General features: G+C 49.6%; 7 protein-coding genes, 1 tRNA gene and 2 pseudogenes. 3 read left to right on the top strand and 7 right to left on the bottom strand.

The window, feature by feature from the left end:
• Positions 1-163 precede the first annotated feature (163 nt).
• The 5 genes from L4D19_RS29605 to uvrY form a co-directional block, all read right to left on the bottom strand.
• Positions 164-3,010, bottom strand: coding sequence for an FAD-binding and (Fe-S)-binding domain-containing protein (locus tag L4D19_RS29605; protein ID WP_428455362.1), 2,847 nt, complete (start codon positions 3,008-3,010; stop codon positions 164-166).
• Between the two features lie 357 nt (positions 3,011-3,367).
• Positions 3,368-3,441: transfer RNA gene (locus L4D19_RS29600), tRNA-Cys, on the bottom strand.
• Positions 3,442-3,677: 236 nt separating this feature from the next.
• Positions 3,678-4,235 carry a CDP-diacylglycerol--glycerol-3-phosphate 3-phosphatidyltransferase gene (gene pgsA, locus L4D19_RS29595; RefSeq protein ID WP_160648307.1) on the bottom strand — a complete coding sequence of 186 codons (558 nt, stop codon included), beginning with the start codon at positions 4,233-4,235 and terminating at the stop codon, positions 3,678-3,680.
• A 44-nt stretch (positions 4,236-4,279) separates the two neighbouring features.
• Positions 4,280-6,130: an excinuclease ABC subunit UvrC gene (gene uvrC, locus L4D19_RS29590; protein WP_428455361.1), complete on the bottom strand. Its 1,851-nt coding sequence runs from the start codon at positions 6,128-6,130 to the stop codon at positions 4,280-4,282.
• Positions 6,130-6,774: a UvrY/SirA/GacA family response regulator transcription factor gene (gene uvrY / locus L4D19_RS29585; RefSeq protein ID WP_075766377.1), complete on the bottom strand. Its 645-nt coding sequence runs from the start codon at positions 6,772-6,774 to the stop codon at positions 6,130-6,132. The genes uvrC and uvrY overlap by 1 nt, the downstream gene beginning before the upstream one ends.
• Before the next feature lie 914 nt (positions 6,775-7,688).
• Between uvrY and L4D19_RS29580 the strand changes: the two genes are divergently transcribed.
• Genes L4D19_RS29580 through L4D19_RS29570 form a run of 3 tightly spaced genes read left to right on the top strand, consistent with a single transcriptional unit; the run spans position 7,689 to position 10,777 of the window.
• Positions 7,689-8,240 (top strand): ECF-type riboflavin transporter substrate-binding protein, encoded by a 552-nt coding sequence (locus L4D19_RS29580; RefSeq protein WP_160648305.1) that lies wholly within the window; start codon positions 7,689-7,691, stop codon positions 8,238-8,240.
• Positions 8,241-8,243: 3 nt separating this feature from the next.
• Entirely contained in the window at positions 8,244-9,941 is a 1,698-nt protein-coding gene (locus L4D19_RS29575) for an ABC transporter ATP-binding protein (RefSeq protein ID WP_428455360.1), read from the top strand.
• Positions 9,938-10,777 carry an energy-coupling factor transporter transmembrane component T family protein gene (locus L4D19_RS29570; protein WP_428455359.1) on the top strand — a complete coding sequence of 280 codons (840 nt, stop codon included), beginning with the start codon at positions 9,938-9,940 and terminating at the stop codon, positions 10,775-10,777. Before L4D19_RS29575 ends, L4D19_RS29570 begins: the two co-directional genes overlap by 4 nt.
• 195 nt (positions 10,778-10,972) lie before the next feature.
• On the opposite strand, the pseudogene L4D19_RS30460 reads toward L4D19_RS29570, so the two are convergent.
• Together L4D19_RS30460 and L4D19_RS30455 are read right to left on the bottom strand one after the other, a co-directional pair.
• Positions 10,973-14,461: pseudogene (locus L4D19_RS30460) on the bottom strand (cadherin domain-containing protein); the annotation flags it as partial.
• 78 nt (positions 14,462-14,539) lie between these two features.
• Positions 14,540-17,994 (bottom strand): annotated as a pseudogene (locus tag L4D19_RS30455) (VCBS domain-containing protein); the annotation flags it as partial.

Raw genomic sequence — 17,994 nt, 5'->3', positions numbered from 1 at the left:
TGACAAAGATCTAATAATTTAATAATTAACCCTAAATGTCTATTGCAAGATATCTTCATCTACAATTAATAAAAGCATTTTATTCAGCCATAAAAAAGAGCAAGCTGCACTCCAGCTTGCTCTTTCAATTTGAAAATTATTATCAGTAGCTAAATATATAAGGTTAGCTTCTACGCGCCTGACTCACTTTATCGACCAAATAGAGAATAGAGCGATACTCAATACCGCTATGCTCTGACAGACCAATCTCACAAGTGCGGCTATTCGAGTAACCTTCTTTACAGTTTTCAGGCACCTGAGCTTTGAGTGGCGACAGTGCCGACTCATTCAGCTCCGGTGTCGTAAAACCTTTATCACCGGCGAAGCCACAACATTGAATATCTTCCGGAATAATCACCTGATTAGCACAAGCCTCGGTCACTTGCTGCATGACTCCGGCCAACCCTTTACGGCGTGAAGTACAAGTAATATGCAGCATTACAGGTTCATCCTGAGGAGTAATATCAAGGCGTGGCATCACAAAGTCCGCCACAAACTTGAACGGCTCGTAGATAGTAATATCCTTACGTAGCGTATCTTTGCTCAGACTTGCACATGGGCTGGTATCCATTAGCACAGGCAGTGTTCCCTGCTCTGATGCTGCCCATAATGCCTCTTCGAGCTGCTTGGCTTTGCTATTGGCCGTATCAACAAACCCTTTGCTCTTATACGGCATCCCACAGCACTGGCTACTTAGATCATTGGGCAGAACGACTTCATAACCTGCCTTTGCAAGCAGCGACATCGTTACTTCTGCTAACGGACGCGCATCCATAGCCTTTTTCTCGGTCCCCATATTCCTCGAAGCACAGCTCGGGAAGTAAACGACTTTTTGCTTAGACACCGAATGGATGATCAACGCCTCGGGCTTCGGCATCTTGCCTGCCGACCTTGGCATATGCGGCGTCCAGAGCGGAATTTTCTGACCGGATATTTTATGGGCAGCCTTCGATAGTGCCTGCATGTTTTTGCTACCGAGCACCGAATGCATTCCATTCGCGGCACTGAGCCCTACCCGCGTAGCTGCAGTAATGCCATTAAAGTTGTTTGCCGTCCAGCGAGCTATGCTTTTCGCCATCCCGGAATGGTCTTCACGTAGCTTGCGCATCAGATCACCGGTATTAATTCCGACAGGGCAGCGATCGGCACACAGCCCTGTGGCCGCACAGGTATTTATTCCCTGGTATTTAAATGATTTTTCCATTTCTGCCAGTCGTGCCGGATCTTCATCGGTACGACGCAAGCGGCTGATCTCACGAAATACGGTATTACGCTGCCGCGGCGTTAGCGACAGGTTGCGGGACGGGCAGACGGGTTCACAGAAGCCGCACTCAATACACTTATCAATCAGGATATCGGCAGCCGGCATCTCCTTGAGATCTTTAACATGGGCCTGATGGTCATCATTGAGAATAACCCCCGGATTAAGGATGCCAGTACTGTCAAAGATACGCTTGATTTGCTGCATCAGGGCATAGCCTTCCTCGCCCCACTCTAGCTCGACAAACGGCGCCATGTTACGTCCGGTGCCATGTTCAGCTTTTAGCGAACCTTGGTAGTCAACCGCAACTAGCTGGGCGACCGCATCCATAAATGCACTATACCGCTCTACCTCTTCTTCAGTATCAAAGGCCTGAGTGAAGACAAAGTGCAGGTTACCGGCAAGCGCATGACCGAAAATAATCGCTTCGTGATAATGATATTGGGTGAAGAGTTCCTGTAACTCACGCACAGCCGGAGCCAGCTGTTCAATAGGGAAAGCAACATCTTCGATGATAACGGTGGTACCCGTTTCACGCACCGCACCTACAGCAGGAAATAGCCCTTTGCGGATACCCCAAAGCTGGGCACACACTTTCGCATCACGACTAAAGGCAACTTGTTCAATCGGCGAAAACGCATTGATAAGTGAAGTCAACGCCTCGCCCTGCTCAGACAGCGCCTCTTCATTTTCGGCATGGATTTCGATTAATAGTGCTGCCGCCTCGGCATTGCCGTTAGCACCCAATTGAGCAATAAAGTCAGGCATTCCCGGCTCATCGGCAACAGAAGCCAGTGAACGACTATCCATCAGCTCGACGGCGGCAACATTGGTCTTACTGAGCTCACTAACGGCCAGACAGGTCTTTTCGATATCGGCAAAAACAAACAGTCCCGACGCCTTGAAAGCATGGTCAACAACTGTGTTATAGGTAATATCGGCAATAAAACCCAGTGTCCCTTCCGAGCCTATCATCAGGTGCTGAAGGATCTCGATCGGATCATCATAATCCACTAGCGAGTTAAGACTGTAGCCGGTGGTATTTTTTAGACGATATTTGTGCCTGATTTTATCCGCTAGTTCAGGGGTATCGTGACAATGCTGTGCCAGAGCCGACAGGTCTGCTAGCAGTTCCTGATGACTTTGCTTGAACTGGGCAACACTATCGGCATCCAGCGTATTAAGAATGGTGCCATCAGCAAGGACAATGGTCATTCCGGCCAATGTCTTATAACTGTTTTGCGCGGTACCACAACACATGCCAGATGCATTGTTCGCTGCAATGCCCCCGATTTTACAGGTGTTGATAGACGCCGGATCCGGACCAATCTTACGGCCATACGGTGTCAGGAACTTATTAGCCTCTGCGCCGATGACTCCCGGCTGCAACCAGATTTGCTCGCCGTCGTTGAGAATTCTGTGATTGCGCCAGTTATTCGTGAGTGTGATAAGCACTGAATCAGATAACGCCTGCCCCGATAAGCTTGTTCCTGCCGCCCGGAAAGTCACTGGAATATTCAGGTTGTAACACGCCTTTATCGCATAAACGACTTCATCCAGGGTATCAAGCTGAAGTATTAGCTTGGGAACCAAGCGATAGAAACTAGCATCAGTACCGTATGCCAACGTTAAGGTGGGATCGGTGATAATCCGCTTATCATCAATCTGATGTTGTAATTGCTCAATCAATGTCTTGTAGGGCTGCTGCATCGTGGCTCCGTGTACTTCCATATGCATAATGCATCTATTGTTATCGGTAGGGCTTGTGCTTCGCGCTGCGATTCACGCATTTATTTTAATAGCCATAGTTTATCGAGGGTGATTTAGTAAATAAATAACCTTTAATTCACAAGTTCGTTGCAAAATATCGATCAATCGATTGAGCATACCGACACAATGCGTTCAATTGCTTTAGCCGCGAGCACTACAGCTGAGCCGAGATTAAGCTAAGTGTGGAGTCTGAGTAAAGTGCGAGGTGCGAGGTGCGAGGTGCAGAAAGTCGAGCCAGATTTCAGGCATAAAAAAACCAGCGCTAGGCTGGTCTAATTCCATCTCACTAAAATGAGATGGAGGCGCGTCCCGGAGTCGAACCGAGGTCCACGGATTTGCAATCCGCTGCATAGCCACTCTGCCAACGCGCCTTCGTTATTGCTTCTTTTTGGTAACCGTCAGGGACATGCCCTGTTCGGTATGGGCGCCATTTTACAGAACCCACAGGGGCTGTCACGTAAAAAATGAAAAAATGAAGCCGTTCGCTCTAATTTCCACCAATTACGGCAAAACATCGCCAGCCCGTAAGCGTTCTGTTGCTGTAACTGACTTATAAGCAACAAAAAAGCGGCCTAAGGCCGCTTTTCTACAATTCTTTCACCTTTACTCAGGCATCCTCTGAATTAAGCAAATCGTCCTTTGCAGCCTTCAGGTAAATGTACATTGACCAATATGTCAGCACCATTGCCACATATAACGCAATATAACCAACCCACACTAACCATTCGTTTGGGTGCCAAAGCAGAACAAGCAACGCAAACATCTGTGATCCTGTTTTGACCTTGCCTACCCAAGAGACAGCCACGCTGGAGCGCTTACCCAGCTCTGCCATCCACTCACGAAGCGCCGAAATAATAATCTCGCGACCTATCATGGTCACAGCAGGGATTGTTACCCACAGAGAATGATAATGCTCAACAACCAGCACCATTGCCGTCGCCACCATTACCTTATCGGCAACAGGATCGATAAAAGCACCAAAGCGCGTCGTCTGATTAAGCTTGCGAGCCAGATACCCATCAAACCAATCCGTCACCCCAGCTACAAAGAAGATTAATGCGGTCGCAAACGGCGCCCAAGTGTAAGGCAGATAGAATGTGACCACAAAAAATGGGATAAGCAGTAGCCGGATGAAGCTGAGGATATTTGGAATCGTTAAACGCATAATTTATTAGTTCTTATGATTGACTTCATTAGGGTGCCGCAAAGCTAACTGTGTTGCAATGCGTCATAAATTTTCTCGGCCAAGGACTTACTGATACCGGGTACCTTAGCGATTTCTTCTCTGCTTGCTCTTTTTAGTTCTTGTAAACCACCCATATACTTCAATAATGCTTGTCTGCGCTTTGGTCCAATACCTTCGACATCTTCCAATGCACTACGTTTTCTGACCTTGGCTCGCTGAGCCCGGTGACCGCTAATCGCGTGATTATGGCTTTCATCGCGAATGTGCTGGACCAAATGCAAAGCCGGTGAATCAGACGGCATTGAGAACTCTTCCCCTGTGACCAAAAGTAGGGTTTCCAGCCCAGGTTTACGTGTGGTTCCCTTTGCCACCCCCACCAACATTGATCGCTTCGGCCACTCTTTCATCAACGGATTAACTACATCATACGCTCTTGAGAGCTGACCTCTACCCCCATCGATAAAAATTATGTCGGGAATCTTATCTGGATCTAATTGTTTTCCATACCTTCGAGCAAGAACCTGTGCCATTGCAGCATAGTCATCTCCCCCTGTTATTCCGGTGATATTGTAACGGCGATACTCCTGTTTTAATGGCCCGTCCTGATTAAACACCACACACGAAGCAACTGTTTTCTCCCCCATGGTATGGCTGATATCAAAACATTCCATGCGCTCAAGAATATTAAGATTCAGTGCCTCGCTCAACGCCGTGAAACGCTGCTGAATAGTCATTTTATGATTCAGCTTGCTGGTCAGTGCGGTGTTGGCATTTGTTTGCGCCAACTTCTGATAGCGAGCCCGGTTACCGCGCGACTGTGTTTTCAGCTCAACCTTTCGTCCGGCCAGCTCCGTCAAGGTATCGGCCAGCAAGGTTTTCTCTTCACCCAGGTCAGCACCAAGCAGAATCACTGACGGGATTACCCGGCCTTCAGCCTGGTTAAGATAGAACTGGCTGACAAAACTGGAGAGTACTTCCGTCAAATCGGCATCATTGGGCATTTTAGGGAAATAACTGCGACTGCCGAGGATTTTGCCCTGACGAATATACAGCGCATGAATACAGGCCATTCCCCGTTCATGAGCAATACCGATAACATCCATATCATCTTCGTTATCATGGCTAACAAACTGCTGCTCCTGAACCCTGCGCAAAGCCTGGATTTGGTCGCGATAAGTAGCCGCCTTTTCAAAGGCAAGCTGCTGGCTAGCCTGTTCCATTTTCTCAACCATTGAAGCGATAACCTGGCGATCTTTGCCCTGTAGGAACAAACGCACAAAATTCACCTGTTCCTGATAATCTTCATCGCTTACTAGTCCCTTCACGCACGGGCCGAGACAACGGCCAATCTGATACATCAGGCACGGACGACTACGATTGGCATAAACAGAGTCTTCGCACTGACGCACGGGAAAGATTTTTTGCAGCAAGTGAAGGCTTTCTCGTACGGCGCCCGAGTCAGGATAGGGGCCGAAATACTCCCCTTTGCGTTTCTTGGCACCTCGGTGAATCATCAGTCGAGGATGGGCGTTGGCGCTAAGGAAGATATAGGGATAGGACTTGTCATCACGCAGCAATACATTGTACTTGGGCAAGTACAACTTAATGTAGTTATGCTCGAGGATCAGCGCTTCTGTCTCAGTGTGCGTCACAGTGACGTCCACTTTGCGGATATTCTTCACCAAGGCACGGGTTTTCTCTCCCGACACATTGGTACGAAAATAGCTCGACAGGCGCTTTTTCAGATCTTTGGCTTTGCCAACATAGATGACCTCGTCAGCCTCGTCGTACATTCGGTATACGCCGGGCTGATGAGTAACGGTTTTGAGAAAGCTTTTTGAATCAAAGCTTTTTTCGTCAACAGATTCGGACACTACAACGTCTCTGTGTCTAACATTCCATGACGAATTGCAAGGTGGGTCAGCTCTACATCACCGTTGATGTCCAGTTTATTGAACAGACGATAACGATAACTGTTAACCGTTTTGGGGCTTAAGTTCAGCTGTTCAGATATCTCTGTCACTTTCTGACCTTTGGTTATCATCATCATGATCTGCAGCTCACGCTCAGACAGGTCTTTAAAAGGATTCTCAGAATCTGGTGCAAACTGGCTTAGCGCCATTTGTTGTGCAATTTCTGGGGATATATAGCGTTGTCCGCTATTCACCATGCGGATCGCATTGACCATTTCATCCGGGCCTGCACCTTTGGTCAGATACCCTGCTGCCCCAGCCTGCATCACTTTGGTCGGGAACGGATTCTCGGTATGAATGGTTAAAACGATAATTTTGACATCGGGATTAAAGCGTAAAATCTTACGTGTCGCTTCAAGGCCACCGATCCCAGGCATATTCATATCCATAAGAATGATATCCGCGTGTTCAGCACGGCACCATTTTACGGCTTCTTCACCACTGTCGGCTTCCCCTACCACTTTTATACCACGGACATCTTCAAGAAGACGTCGGATCCCTGTGCGAACCAGTTCGTGATCATCTACAAGGAATACATTAATCAAGCTGTATCTCCAATATGATTTGGCTCTGCACCCAGCCAGAATTGGCGGGATAGCTATTACTGATCTTACCCAATTTTACCCTAACTTGAAATCTGAACTGATGCTGTTTCTGTGTATCAGCGCAAAGTTTCCGCTAGAGTTCATACTTGACAAAAAGGGCTCTAATACTGTTTTTTGCATGTTTGAAACTCAATCATGCTGCACAGCAGTATTTACCATATATGCAAAAAAATAAAGTATAAAATTCAATATATCCAGAAGGTTATCTTTCACAAAGGGAAATAGACTTACATCATATATATTGAGTATGTTCTTAATAGCAAGTTATCACTGATAACACTATGAGGTATAGGAAAAAATCGGCTTTACGCGAACGATTTTCGAACAAACAACAATTATCTCTTTTCATATCAGAGACTTATAGACATGACAATTAAAATAACGTGCTAGAATCCAAATCGTATCACTGTCTAACTATCGATACAATTTTAGCTTAGAAAGCCCAAAAAAAAGATCACCACAATTCTTCGGTTTTCAACAAAATCTAAAATTTGTATCAATTTTGCGATTATTTACGATTTGGTCGCTCATAACCAAAGTACGAACAGCTCATCTTTACCTCTAAAGGGCAATACCTCCAATCCCCTGCCCAAAAACAAGGAAACGATTAACATTTAGACGTCTAGATGTAAGGCTTTCCTTTATTGCTGTGCTTCATGTATGATTGCCACCGCTTATGTCTACCCACATAACCGCACTTGCTCAAAATGGATATTTGCGCACAGGCAATAACACACCGCTGGTGTGTTTTTTTGTTCCTGTTGAATAGTTTGGCGGCCGTCTGCTTCTACTAGAGCTTTTCAGGTAGGCATGGCAAAGAAAATACCCATAAAGAGTAAATTAAAGGTTATGTCATGAATCTTTCTGCCAAGACAGTGGTTCTTATTGCCATCGGCGCAGCGCTATATGGTATAGGCGGCCTGCCTATGTTTGGTATCCCTGTTTTTGCTAACACCACACTAAAACCGGCTATGGCTGTATTGGCACTATTCAGCGTATTATTCGGCCCACTTGTCGGCTTTCTGGTGGGCTTCATCGGCCACTGGGTAACAGACTTGTTTGCTGGTTGGGGCGTGTGGATCACCTGGGTGCTAGGCTCAGGGATCGTCGGGATGCTAATCGGCCTCTACCCGAAAATCACCAAAGAGCGGCTGGAAAAAGGTCTGTTTTCAAAGCTCGATTTCACCTTGTTTATCTTACTGGCCTTTATAGGCAACGTGCTCGGATATGGCTGCTCGGCCTTTCTCGACGCCGTTCTTTACGCAGAACCGTTCACAAAAGTCTTGGCGCAGCTGACCATTATTGCCGCAGGCAACACCGTTCTCATTGCCGTGGTCGGTCACTTCATTCTGACCGCCGTTGCCAAGCGAAAAAAGCAAAGCTACAACCTGAAAGAGGCTTACTAGAGCATGACTATTGCGTTTTCTAACTTCTCGTTCAAATATTGGGCATTAGAAAAACCGACCCTTAAGAACATCAATCTCACGATTGAAAAAGGCGAGAAGGTCGTCATTGTCGGCCCGAGCGGCAGCGGCAAGTCAACCCTTGGTCAGTGCCTAAATGGCCTCATCCCGTTTGCAATCAAGGGTGATATCACCGGAAACCTGTCAATCAACGGCCAAGATACCCGTCAGATGGATCTTCACCAGTGTACCAACATGGTCGGTACCGTCCTGCAAGATACCGATGGCCAGTTTGTCGGGCTAAGCATTGGCGAGGATATCGCCTTCGCATTGGAAAACCAGATGGTTGAACAAGGCGAGATGCACAATATCATTAAGCAAACAGCGAAGATGGTCGATCTGGAGGAAATGCTGGACCTGTCACCGTTCGATCTCAGCGGCGGTCAAAAACAGCGTGTCTCGTTGGCTGGCGTGATGGTCGACGATGTCGATATCCTGCTATTTGATGAACCGCTGGCAAGCCTGGACCCTAAAACGGGCAAGGCAACCATCGAAATTATCGATCAGCTACATAAGAATTCAGGTAAAACCGTCATCATTATCGAGCACCGTCTCGAAGATGTTCTTCACCGCAACGTCGACCGGATCATCCTGATGGAGCGTGGGGAAATTGTGGCTAACATGACGCCTGACGAATTGCTGGCCAGCCCGTTACTCGCCCAGCACGGGATCCGTGAACCACTTTACCTATCTGCACTCAAAGCGGCTGGCTGCGAAGTCACCGCAGCCGACAAACCCGCCCACCTGTCGACGCTTGATCTCGATAGCTTCAAGCCTCAGCTACTTAACTGGTATCAGCAAAGAGGGATCACAGAACAGAGTGATACCAGTCAGCCTCTGCTTTCGGTGAATAACCTGAGCTATTCATACGACGGCCAGCGCAAGACACTGGACGATGTTAGCTTCAGCATCAATAAGGGTGAATTTGTTTCTGTGCTAGGTAAGAACGGCTCCGGGAAATCCACTCTGACCCGCTTAATCATGGGTGTACTGGAACTGGATGAAGGCAGTATTGAGTTTGACGGGCGTGATCTTGGCGAACGCTCAATTTTTGAACGAAGCGAGCACATCGGTGTGGTTCTGCAAAACCCGAATCATATGATTTCCCACCATATGATCTTTGACGAGGTCGCTTCGGGTCTTCGCAACCGTAATGTACCTGAGCAAATGGTCGAAAAAAAGGTCCACGAGATCCTGGAACTATGCGGGCTGGGCAAATACCGCCACTGGCCAATAGAAGCCTTGAGCTATGGCCAGAAGAAGCGGGTTACCATTGCTACAATCTTGGTGCTTGAACCCGAGCTGCTGATCCTGGATGAGCCGACTGCCGGACAAGACTACTATCACTATACGACTATGATGGCATTCATCCGTGAGCTCAACCAGAAGCTTGGCATCACTATCCTGATCATTTCCCATGATATGCATCTGGTACTGGAATATACCGACCGCGCAGTGGTTATTGCCGACAGTCAACTGCTGGCCGACCAGGCTGTCCATAGCATTTTCAGCCAACCAGAGCTGCTTGAGCAAGCCAACCTAACTGTAACTAGCCTCTATACCATGGCCAAAGAGCTGGGTATCGAGCGTATCGACAACTTTATTCGTTGCTTCATCGACCATGAGGCAAGCAAAACCGCATGAAAACAAATAAAATCAAATTTGGTATCAGCTACGCCAATACCGGATCACCGCTGCACGCATTAAACGGCATCACCAAGTTCATTCTCTTTATGGGCTGGGTGACCATGGTACTGACTACGTTTGACCTCCGGGTCATTTGCGGCCTGATCCTGGTAGGTTTCAGCTTGTTGAAACTCAGCCGAGTCCCTTTCGCTACCTACAAGCCTTTGATGATTGGCACTGCATCCGTGTTGGTGATGAATGCCCTGTTTATGTTCCTTATCGCCCCGCAGCAAGGTGTAGAATATATGGGCAGTGAGACCGTGCTTTTGGCTATGTCAGGCAACTACTCCATCACCACTGAAACCTTGTTCTACCTGCTGACAGTCACGCTGAAGTACTTCAGCATGTTCCCGATCGCGCTGGTCTTTGTGTTTACCACCCATCCGACCGAGTTTTCTGCCAGCCTAAACAAGCTTGGGGTTCCTTACCGCATTGCCTATGCAGTAAGCCTGACTTTGCGTTACCTGCCGGAGGTGACCAAAGACTTTATTAACATCATGCATGCTCAACAGGCGCGAGGAGTCGATATCTCGAAAAACGTACCTGTGCTAACAAGAATCAAGAATGTCGCCAAAATCCTTGGCCCACTTATTTTCTCAAGCCTGGATCGTGCCGATGTGATATCCAATGCCATGACACTAAGGGGCTTCGGACGCAACAAAAAGCGCTCTTGGTATAGCCTCAAACCAATGACAAAGAATGACTATATCGTACTCGCTGTTATTGCCGGTGTACTCACACTGGGCTTTATCAACCGCTACCAGTCAGAACAGCTATTCTGGTACCCGCTCTAGCTGGTCTCCATACTTTTAAAGGCCGCTTCTTGCGGCTTTTTTATTGCCCATAATCCAAAGTAGTCGCGTAAAAGAATCATATCGCCAACACATAGCTGATCTGAAGTCTCTACTGGGTACAATAAAAAGAAGCCAGCAATCATCGATTGCTGGCTTCTTTCAAGTCTATCTGGTTACCTATTCAGAAAACAAAGATTAATCGGTTTTGAATGCTTGATGTTGGAATAGCTGGTTAACAATGTCACTTGAAGACGCACCAGTATCTAAATTCAACGCCGAGAGATCGACATTATCCAGCAGTATATTTTGCTGTTGCCCAGAGTCCTCGGTTATCGTCAAATTAACATTACCATCCTCGTTCACTCCTGCTTCAAGGTGGCCAAGCAATACATTCATATCTAGGTTCTCTTCCGCAATGTCCGGGAGAATATCCGTCAAATCAAGCTTATCGCTATCTAACTGGAAATCGGTAATCACATCACTCTGCGGTGTATCTCCCAACGATGATGAATGCCAGGTAAACACATCGCTGCCTTCACCACCGGTAAGAATATCACCTCCCAATCCACCTATAAGGATATCGTCACCGCTACCGCCAACTAGGATATCGTTGCCAGCACCACCATTAAGGGTATCTTCACCACCTTGACCTAACAGAATGTCATCGTTATCGGTACCAGTTAAAGGATTAGCCTGCTCATCACCACTTTGTGAATTCTGCTCGATTTCTATCGGCTTGCTATCACCACCAGTTCCACCAGTCAATGTCAGTGTGAAGACGTTGTCGCTGACGCCGCCCTTGCCATCCTGAACCTGGAACAAGAACTTGAGATCAGCCTGTTCACCATCTGCAAGCGGAGAAGTCTCACTCTGGGTGAAGCTGTAACTACCATTGGCAGCAACTTCCAAGGTTCCAAATACAGTTGTTATATTCAGCTTGCCTTCTGTGAGCTGAGAATCAGTTACCAATGGCCCGTCGACATCAGCTCCATGCAGATCAGCCCCAAGCAGGGAAAAATCATTCGCATCAAGAGATACCGTCAGCGCATCAGCGTCCGCATCATGACTGCCGACCAGCAACTGACCAGCCACAGGCTTAGGTGAGAAGTGATTTAGGTAGTGAGACAGGTCATCACCTGAACCGACATACACCACCTCGTTGCTGATCTGATGTAATGCGTCGTCTACCTTCTCATTACCTTCGGTGGCGATACCGATGCCATAGACCTTAGCATTGTTATCCGCAACATACTGTTGCCATCGCTCACTGAGATCATCCGCAGCTACAGAGCCCTCTTTGGGATTAGGAGCACCATCAGACATGAAAAAGATGGTATCTACACTCTCGACAGGAAGTTCAACAGGATCCCAAATGACATCACCATTTTCGTCATAAACACTTTGCCATGGATATTCGAGGTCGTTTGCATCATCAGGCTGCATCACACTTTCCATCGCCTTGGCATAATCGGTGTTCAGACCTTTTTCTTCAGTCCAGCACCAGCGATTCATATAAGTATTTAACTCGTTCCGATAACTCAAATCCATCGGGGCACGATCACCTAGTTCCGGCGGCTTACTCATAGACTGAACGGTAGCAAGATCATACCAGCCTTGTTTTTCAGTAGTTCCACCAAACTGAACCAAGCGAATATATGTATTGGATGCCCCACCTTCATCGATCATTTTGTTGACCATCTCATGCAATGCTTCCGCTGCTTGGTAAGCACGAGACTCAAGCCTCAACTCAGGTGTATCTGAGCCCGTTTTAGTACCATCAAAGGTGTATACCATGCTCGATGAAGAATCAAACACCACAGTGATCTTATTGATTGGCTGTTCCTGAACCTCGGCATAGCCATGGACTGGCTGGCTTTCCGGCGCGTGGTTTTCACTGACATTCACGGTGACATCAGTCACATCCTCGCCACCATTACCGTCGCTAACCTTGACCTTCAGCTGATATTGCTCCTGTGCGTCATGGTCCAGTTTTGTACCATCCTTGAGCCAGATCTCGCCAGTACTTTGGTTGATTTCAAACTTGTCACTACCACCGCTAACCAACTCGTAGCTCAACTTGTCATCGCTATCAGGGTCAAAAGCTTCGACTTTACCCACCATCACGCCGGACTCTAACTCAGCAACATCGAAGCTGTAGCTATCGTCTGTTGGCATTCCGGAAGCATCGGTTCCACTCGGATCGTCACTGCCACTAACAAATTCTGGCAGTGCATTCTCTCCAATCACAGTCACTGTTACTTCCGCAGTATCGTTATATTCACCGTCCGTAATGGTATAACTAAATGTAACCTCTTTAGCCTCTCCGGTTTTCAAGTCCTGTCCATCCAGATACTTGGCGGAATCAAACACCAGCTTACCGTCTACCAGGGAGACATAATCCGGATAGCTGTTCTCAACAATGCTCAGTGCATCATTCTCAGGATCCGTGTCGTTATGTAGTACATCTATACTCAGCGAACCTGTTTCGCTGGTCTGAAGAGATTGATCAAAGCTGGTAAGTTTTGCTTCAACTTTCGAAATGAAATAGTCAGAGCTGTCAGCACCCTGTACACCATCACCGTATTCAATCGCTGAAAACTCAATATTGTCAAAATACTGATTCCCGGTATCAATGCCCAATACACTGCGATCATTACCACCCGACTCTGCAGGACCAAGATCGCTTCGCTCAAAAACACCTGTCGCGACTAAGCTTCCTTGATAATACGCCTTCCATACTCCCTGCTCATGCTCCCAGGCTTTCCATAGGTTTCCGATAGAGACATCAACATGATTAGAGAGCTGGTTGTCTTCAAAGCTAAAGCTCATCGCTTCACTTTTGCCTTCGACATGTGCCAGCTGCTTAGTCCAGTTTTCCGGTGCGTTCGACTGAGTGTTATCCAATTCAGAACTAACACCATACTCATGAGAGCCGTCACCAGTAAATTCAGCTTTTGTGGCATCTGCAACCTTCTCACCGGTAGCAGTATCAATCACATAGTAGTTAACCTTAATGTCGTCACTTGTATCCCAAATAGATTCATCAAGGGTTTTCGTTTCAATTGTAATGGCCTGATCTTGAACGGCATCAGGGGCTTCGTTGACATCACTAACGCTAATCGTCATAGATGCCCAGGCATCAGGGCTGACACCGACAGTTGGATCATCAACAAAAACAGTCGGCCGATAAATATCTATTGTTTCATAATCCAACTCGACACCGGCTTTTAGATGCAATTCAGGCTTGCCATTGTTGTAGACAATTTCAAACTTATCTGTATCACTGTCAGCCAAGCGAAGGTTATTAGTTCCGATGCCGTCATCGATAACAACGATATTGGCAAGCTTGATTGAATTACTTGTATCGATATCTTCCGGTAGCTGCCATTTGACAGCATCTAATTGGACTATTGGTGGTTCATTAATATTCGCAACAGATACTTCCACGGTGGCAATATCTTTCGCCTCTATATTGCCATTGTCGTGAGCTTCAATTTTCAGGGTATAGCTATCTGCTTCTTCATGATCCAACGCCACTCCATCCTTGAGGCTGATCACACCTGTCACCGGGTCAATTTCAAAGCGGTCTGTATGGTTAACCAAGGTATAAGTCACGTGGTCACCCGTATCTGGATCGAAGGCCGCCACCTGGCCAACTTTTGCTCCCGCGGTATTTTCATCTACCGTGAAGCTATAACTGTCTAAATCGACCTGTCCATTTTCATCCAAACCGTGGAGGTCATTGCCACCACTTATAAACTCCGGCGCCTCATTTAGATCACCGACTATAACTTCCACTGTCGCTGTATCTTTCAACCCGTCGACGTCACTGACCTCGACAGTTAGTGTGTAGCTGTCGAGGGTTTCATGATCCAGCGAAACACCACCTTTGAGGCTGATCATCCCGGTCTCACTGTCAATTTCAAACAGATCGGTGTGGTTGGTCAGGGTATAACTCGACTTGTCTCCGGCATCCGGGTCAAACGCAGAAACCTGGCCGACCTCGGCACCTGCAGCATTCTCATTTACTGTGAAGCGGTAGCTATCAGTATCGGCCCGGCCTTGATCGTCCAGCCCCTGGGTATTATTGGTTCCGCTGATAAATTCAGGAGACTCATTGGTATTTAGCAGATCAAGATCCACCGAAAGACGATTGCTGCACGCACCATGCTCGTCAAAAACATCTAGGCCAAAAGACTTGGCGCCATTGATACCCACCGGCTCATCAGCAGTATTTTCATACTGGAGTGCATTTAGGGCCGCATCAAAATCAGCCTTAGGAAGGCTACCACCGTCTTTGACAGCCAAGGTCCAATAAGCGGTTGGGTTGCCATTCGCATCCGGATACTCACTGTAGGTCAATACAAACTGGTCAGCTAGCTCTGACGGCAAAGTCAAGCTGTCGTGATCCGGATCGTAGCCGTTCTGCAATTCACCTTCTTTCTCTGTTGGTGAGGTAAGGCTTATTACGGCTCTGGACAGGTTGGCACTATCAATATCGGTAACAGAGACTCCGCCGAAGATTGCTTGTTTTCCTGAGCCTTCAGTATAAGCATGATGAATCCAGGTATCGCTACCCATATCAGGATGATGGATCACCGGTGCATCATTGGTGCCCGTAATATTCACTGTGATCTGCTGCTCAGTACCATCAGTCGCCCTAAAGGTGATGGTATCTTCTACCTCTTCACTTTTTGCTAGCTGCTGCACCTTGCTCTGGTCCAGGGTGTAGGTCCACTCGCCGTCGACCAGGGTAAAGCTGCCGTAGCCGTTGTCACCCTCGGTGCTATCCACGTTGTCGAAGCGCGGGTTGTCGCCGTTGTCCACGTCGCTGATCGCGATCGTGCCGGTCGCCGTCTCCGGCGCATCGCCGATATTGCCTTCGGTAACCGCCCCGGTGAACGTGCCGCTGACCTGCGACGCATCTTCCGTGCCGGTGATCTCCACCGTCACCTGCTGCCTGGTGCCGTCGGTCGCGGTAAAGGTAATGGTATCTTCTACCTTGTCACCCTCGTCCAACTGCTGCACCTTGCTCTGGTCCAGGGTGTAGGTCCACTCGCCGTCAACCAGGGTAAAGCTGCCGTAGCCGTTGTCACCCTCGGTGCTGGTGACATCCGCAAAGCGCGGGTTGTCGCCGTTGTCCACATCGCTGATCGCGATCGTGCCGGTCGCCGTCTCCGGCGTATCGCCGATATTGCCCTCGGTGACCGCCCCGGTGAACGTGCCGCTGACCTGCGACGCATCTTCCGTGCCGGTGATCTCCACCGTCACCAGCTGCCTGGTGCCGTCGGTCGCGGTGAAGGTAATGGTGTCGCTGACCTTATCGCCCTCATCGAGCTGCTGCACCTTGCTCTGGTCCAGAGTGTAGGTCCACTCGCCGTCGACCAGGGTAAAACTGCCGTAGCCGTTGTCGCCAGCGGTGCTATCCACGTTGTCGAAGCGCGGGTTGTCGCCATTGTCCACGTCACTGATCGCAATCGTGCCGGTCGCCGTCTCCGGCGCGTCGCCGATATTGCCCTCGGTGACCGCCCCGGTGAACGTGCCGCTGACCTGCGACGCATCTTCCGTGCCGGTGATCTCCACCGTCACCTGCTGCCTGGTGCCGTCGGTCGCGGTGAAGGTGATGGTATCTTCTACTTTGTCGCCCTCGTCCAGCTGCTGCACCTTGCTCTGGTCCAGGGTGTAGGTCCACTCGCCGTCGACCAGGGTAAAGCTGCCGTAGCCGTTGTCACCCTCGGTGCTGGTGACATCCGCAAAGCGCGGGTTGTCGCCGTTGTCCACGTCGTTGATCGCGATCGTGCCGGTCGCCGTCTCCGGCGCATCGCCGATATTGCCCTCGGTAACCGCGCCCGTAAACGTGCCGCTGACCTGCGACGCATCTTCCGTGCCGGTGATCTCCACCGTCACCTGCTGCCTGGTGCCGTCGGTCGCGGTGAAGGTGATGGTGTCGCTGACCTTGTCGCCCTCATCGAGCTGCTGCACCTTGCTCTGGTCCAGGGTGTAGGTCCACTCGCCGTCAACCAGGGTAAAGCTGCCGTAGCCGTTGTCACCCTCGGTGCTGTCCACGTTGTCGAAGCGCGGGTTGTCACCGTTGTCCACGTCGCTGATCGCGATCGTGCCGGTCGCCGTCTCCGGCGCATCGCCGATATTGCCCTCGGTAACCGCGCCGGTAAACGTGCCGCTGACCTGCGACGCATCTTCCGTGCCGGTGATCTCCACCGTCACCTGCTGCCTGGTGCCGTCGGTCGCGGTGAAGGTGATGGTATCTTCTACCTTGTCACCCTCGTCCAGCTGCTGCACCTTGGACTGGTCCAGGGTGTAGGTCCACTCGCCGTCAACCAGAGTAAAGCTGCCGTAGCCGTTGTCACCCTCAGTGCTGTCAACGTTGTCGAAGCGCGGGTTGTCGCCGTTGTCCACGTCGCTGATCGCAATCGTGCCAGTCGCCGTCTCCGGCGCGTCGCCGATATTGCCTTCAGTGACCGCGCCCGTAAACGTGCCGCTGACCTGCGACGCATCTTCCGTGCCGGTGATCTCCACCGTCACCTGCTGCCTGGTGCCGTCGGTCGCGGTGAAGGTAATGGTGTCGCTGACCTTGTCACCCTCGTCCAGCTGCTGCACCTTGGACTGGTCCAGGGTGTAGGTCCACTCGCCGTCAACCAGGGTAAAGCTGCCGTAGCCGTTGTCACCCTCGGTGCTGGTGACATCCGCAAAGCGCGGGTTGTCGCCGTTGTCCACGTCGCTGATCGCGATCGTGCCGGTTGCCGTCTCCGGCGTATCGCCGATATTGCCCTCGGTAACCGCCCCGGTGAACGTGCCGCTGACCTGCGACGCATCTTCCGTGCCGGTGATCTCCACCGTCACCTGCTGCCTGGTGCCGTCGGTCGCGGTGAAGGTGATGGTGTCGCTGACCTTGTCGCCCTCGTCCAGCTGCTGCACCTTGCTCTGATCCAGGGTGTAGGTCCACTCGCCGTCGACCAGGGTAAAGCTGCCGTAGCCGTTGTCACCCTCGGTGCTGTCCACGTTGTCGAAGCGCGGGTTGTCGCCGTCATCCACGTCGCTGATCGCGATCGTGCCGGTCGCCGTCTCCGGCGCGTCGCCGATATTGCCCTCGGTGACCGCCCCGGTGAACGTGCCGCTGACCTGCGACGCATCTTCCGTGCCGGTGATCTCCACCGTCACCTGCTGCCTGGTGCCGTCGGTCGCGGTGAAGGTAATAG

Source organism: Photobacterium kasasachensis (assembly GCF_050336885.1).
GTDB lineage: Bacteria > Pseudomonadota > Gammaproteobacteria > Enterobacterales > Vibrionaceae > Photobacterium > Photobacterium kasasachensis.
This window is presented reverse-complemented; position numbering and strand designations above follow the sequence as displayed.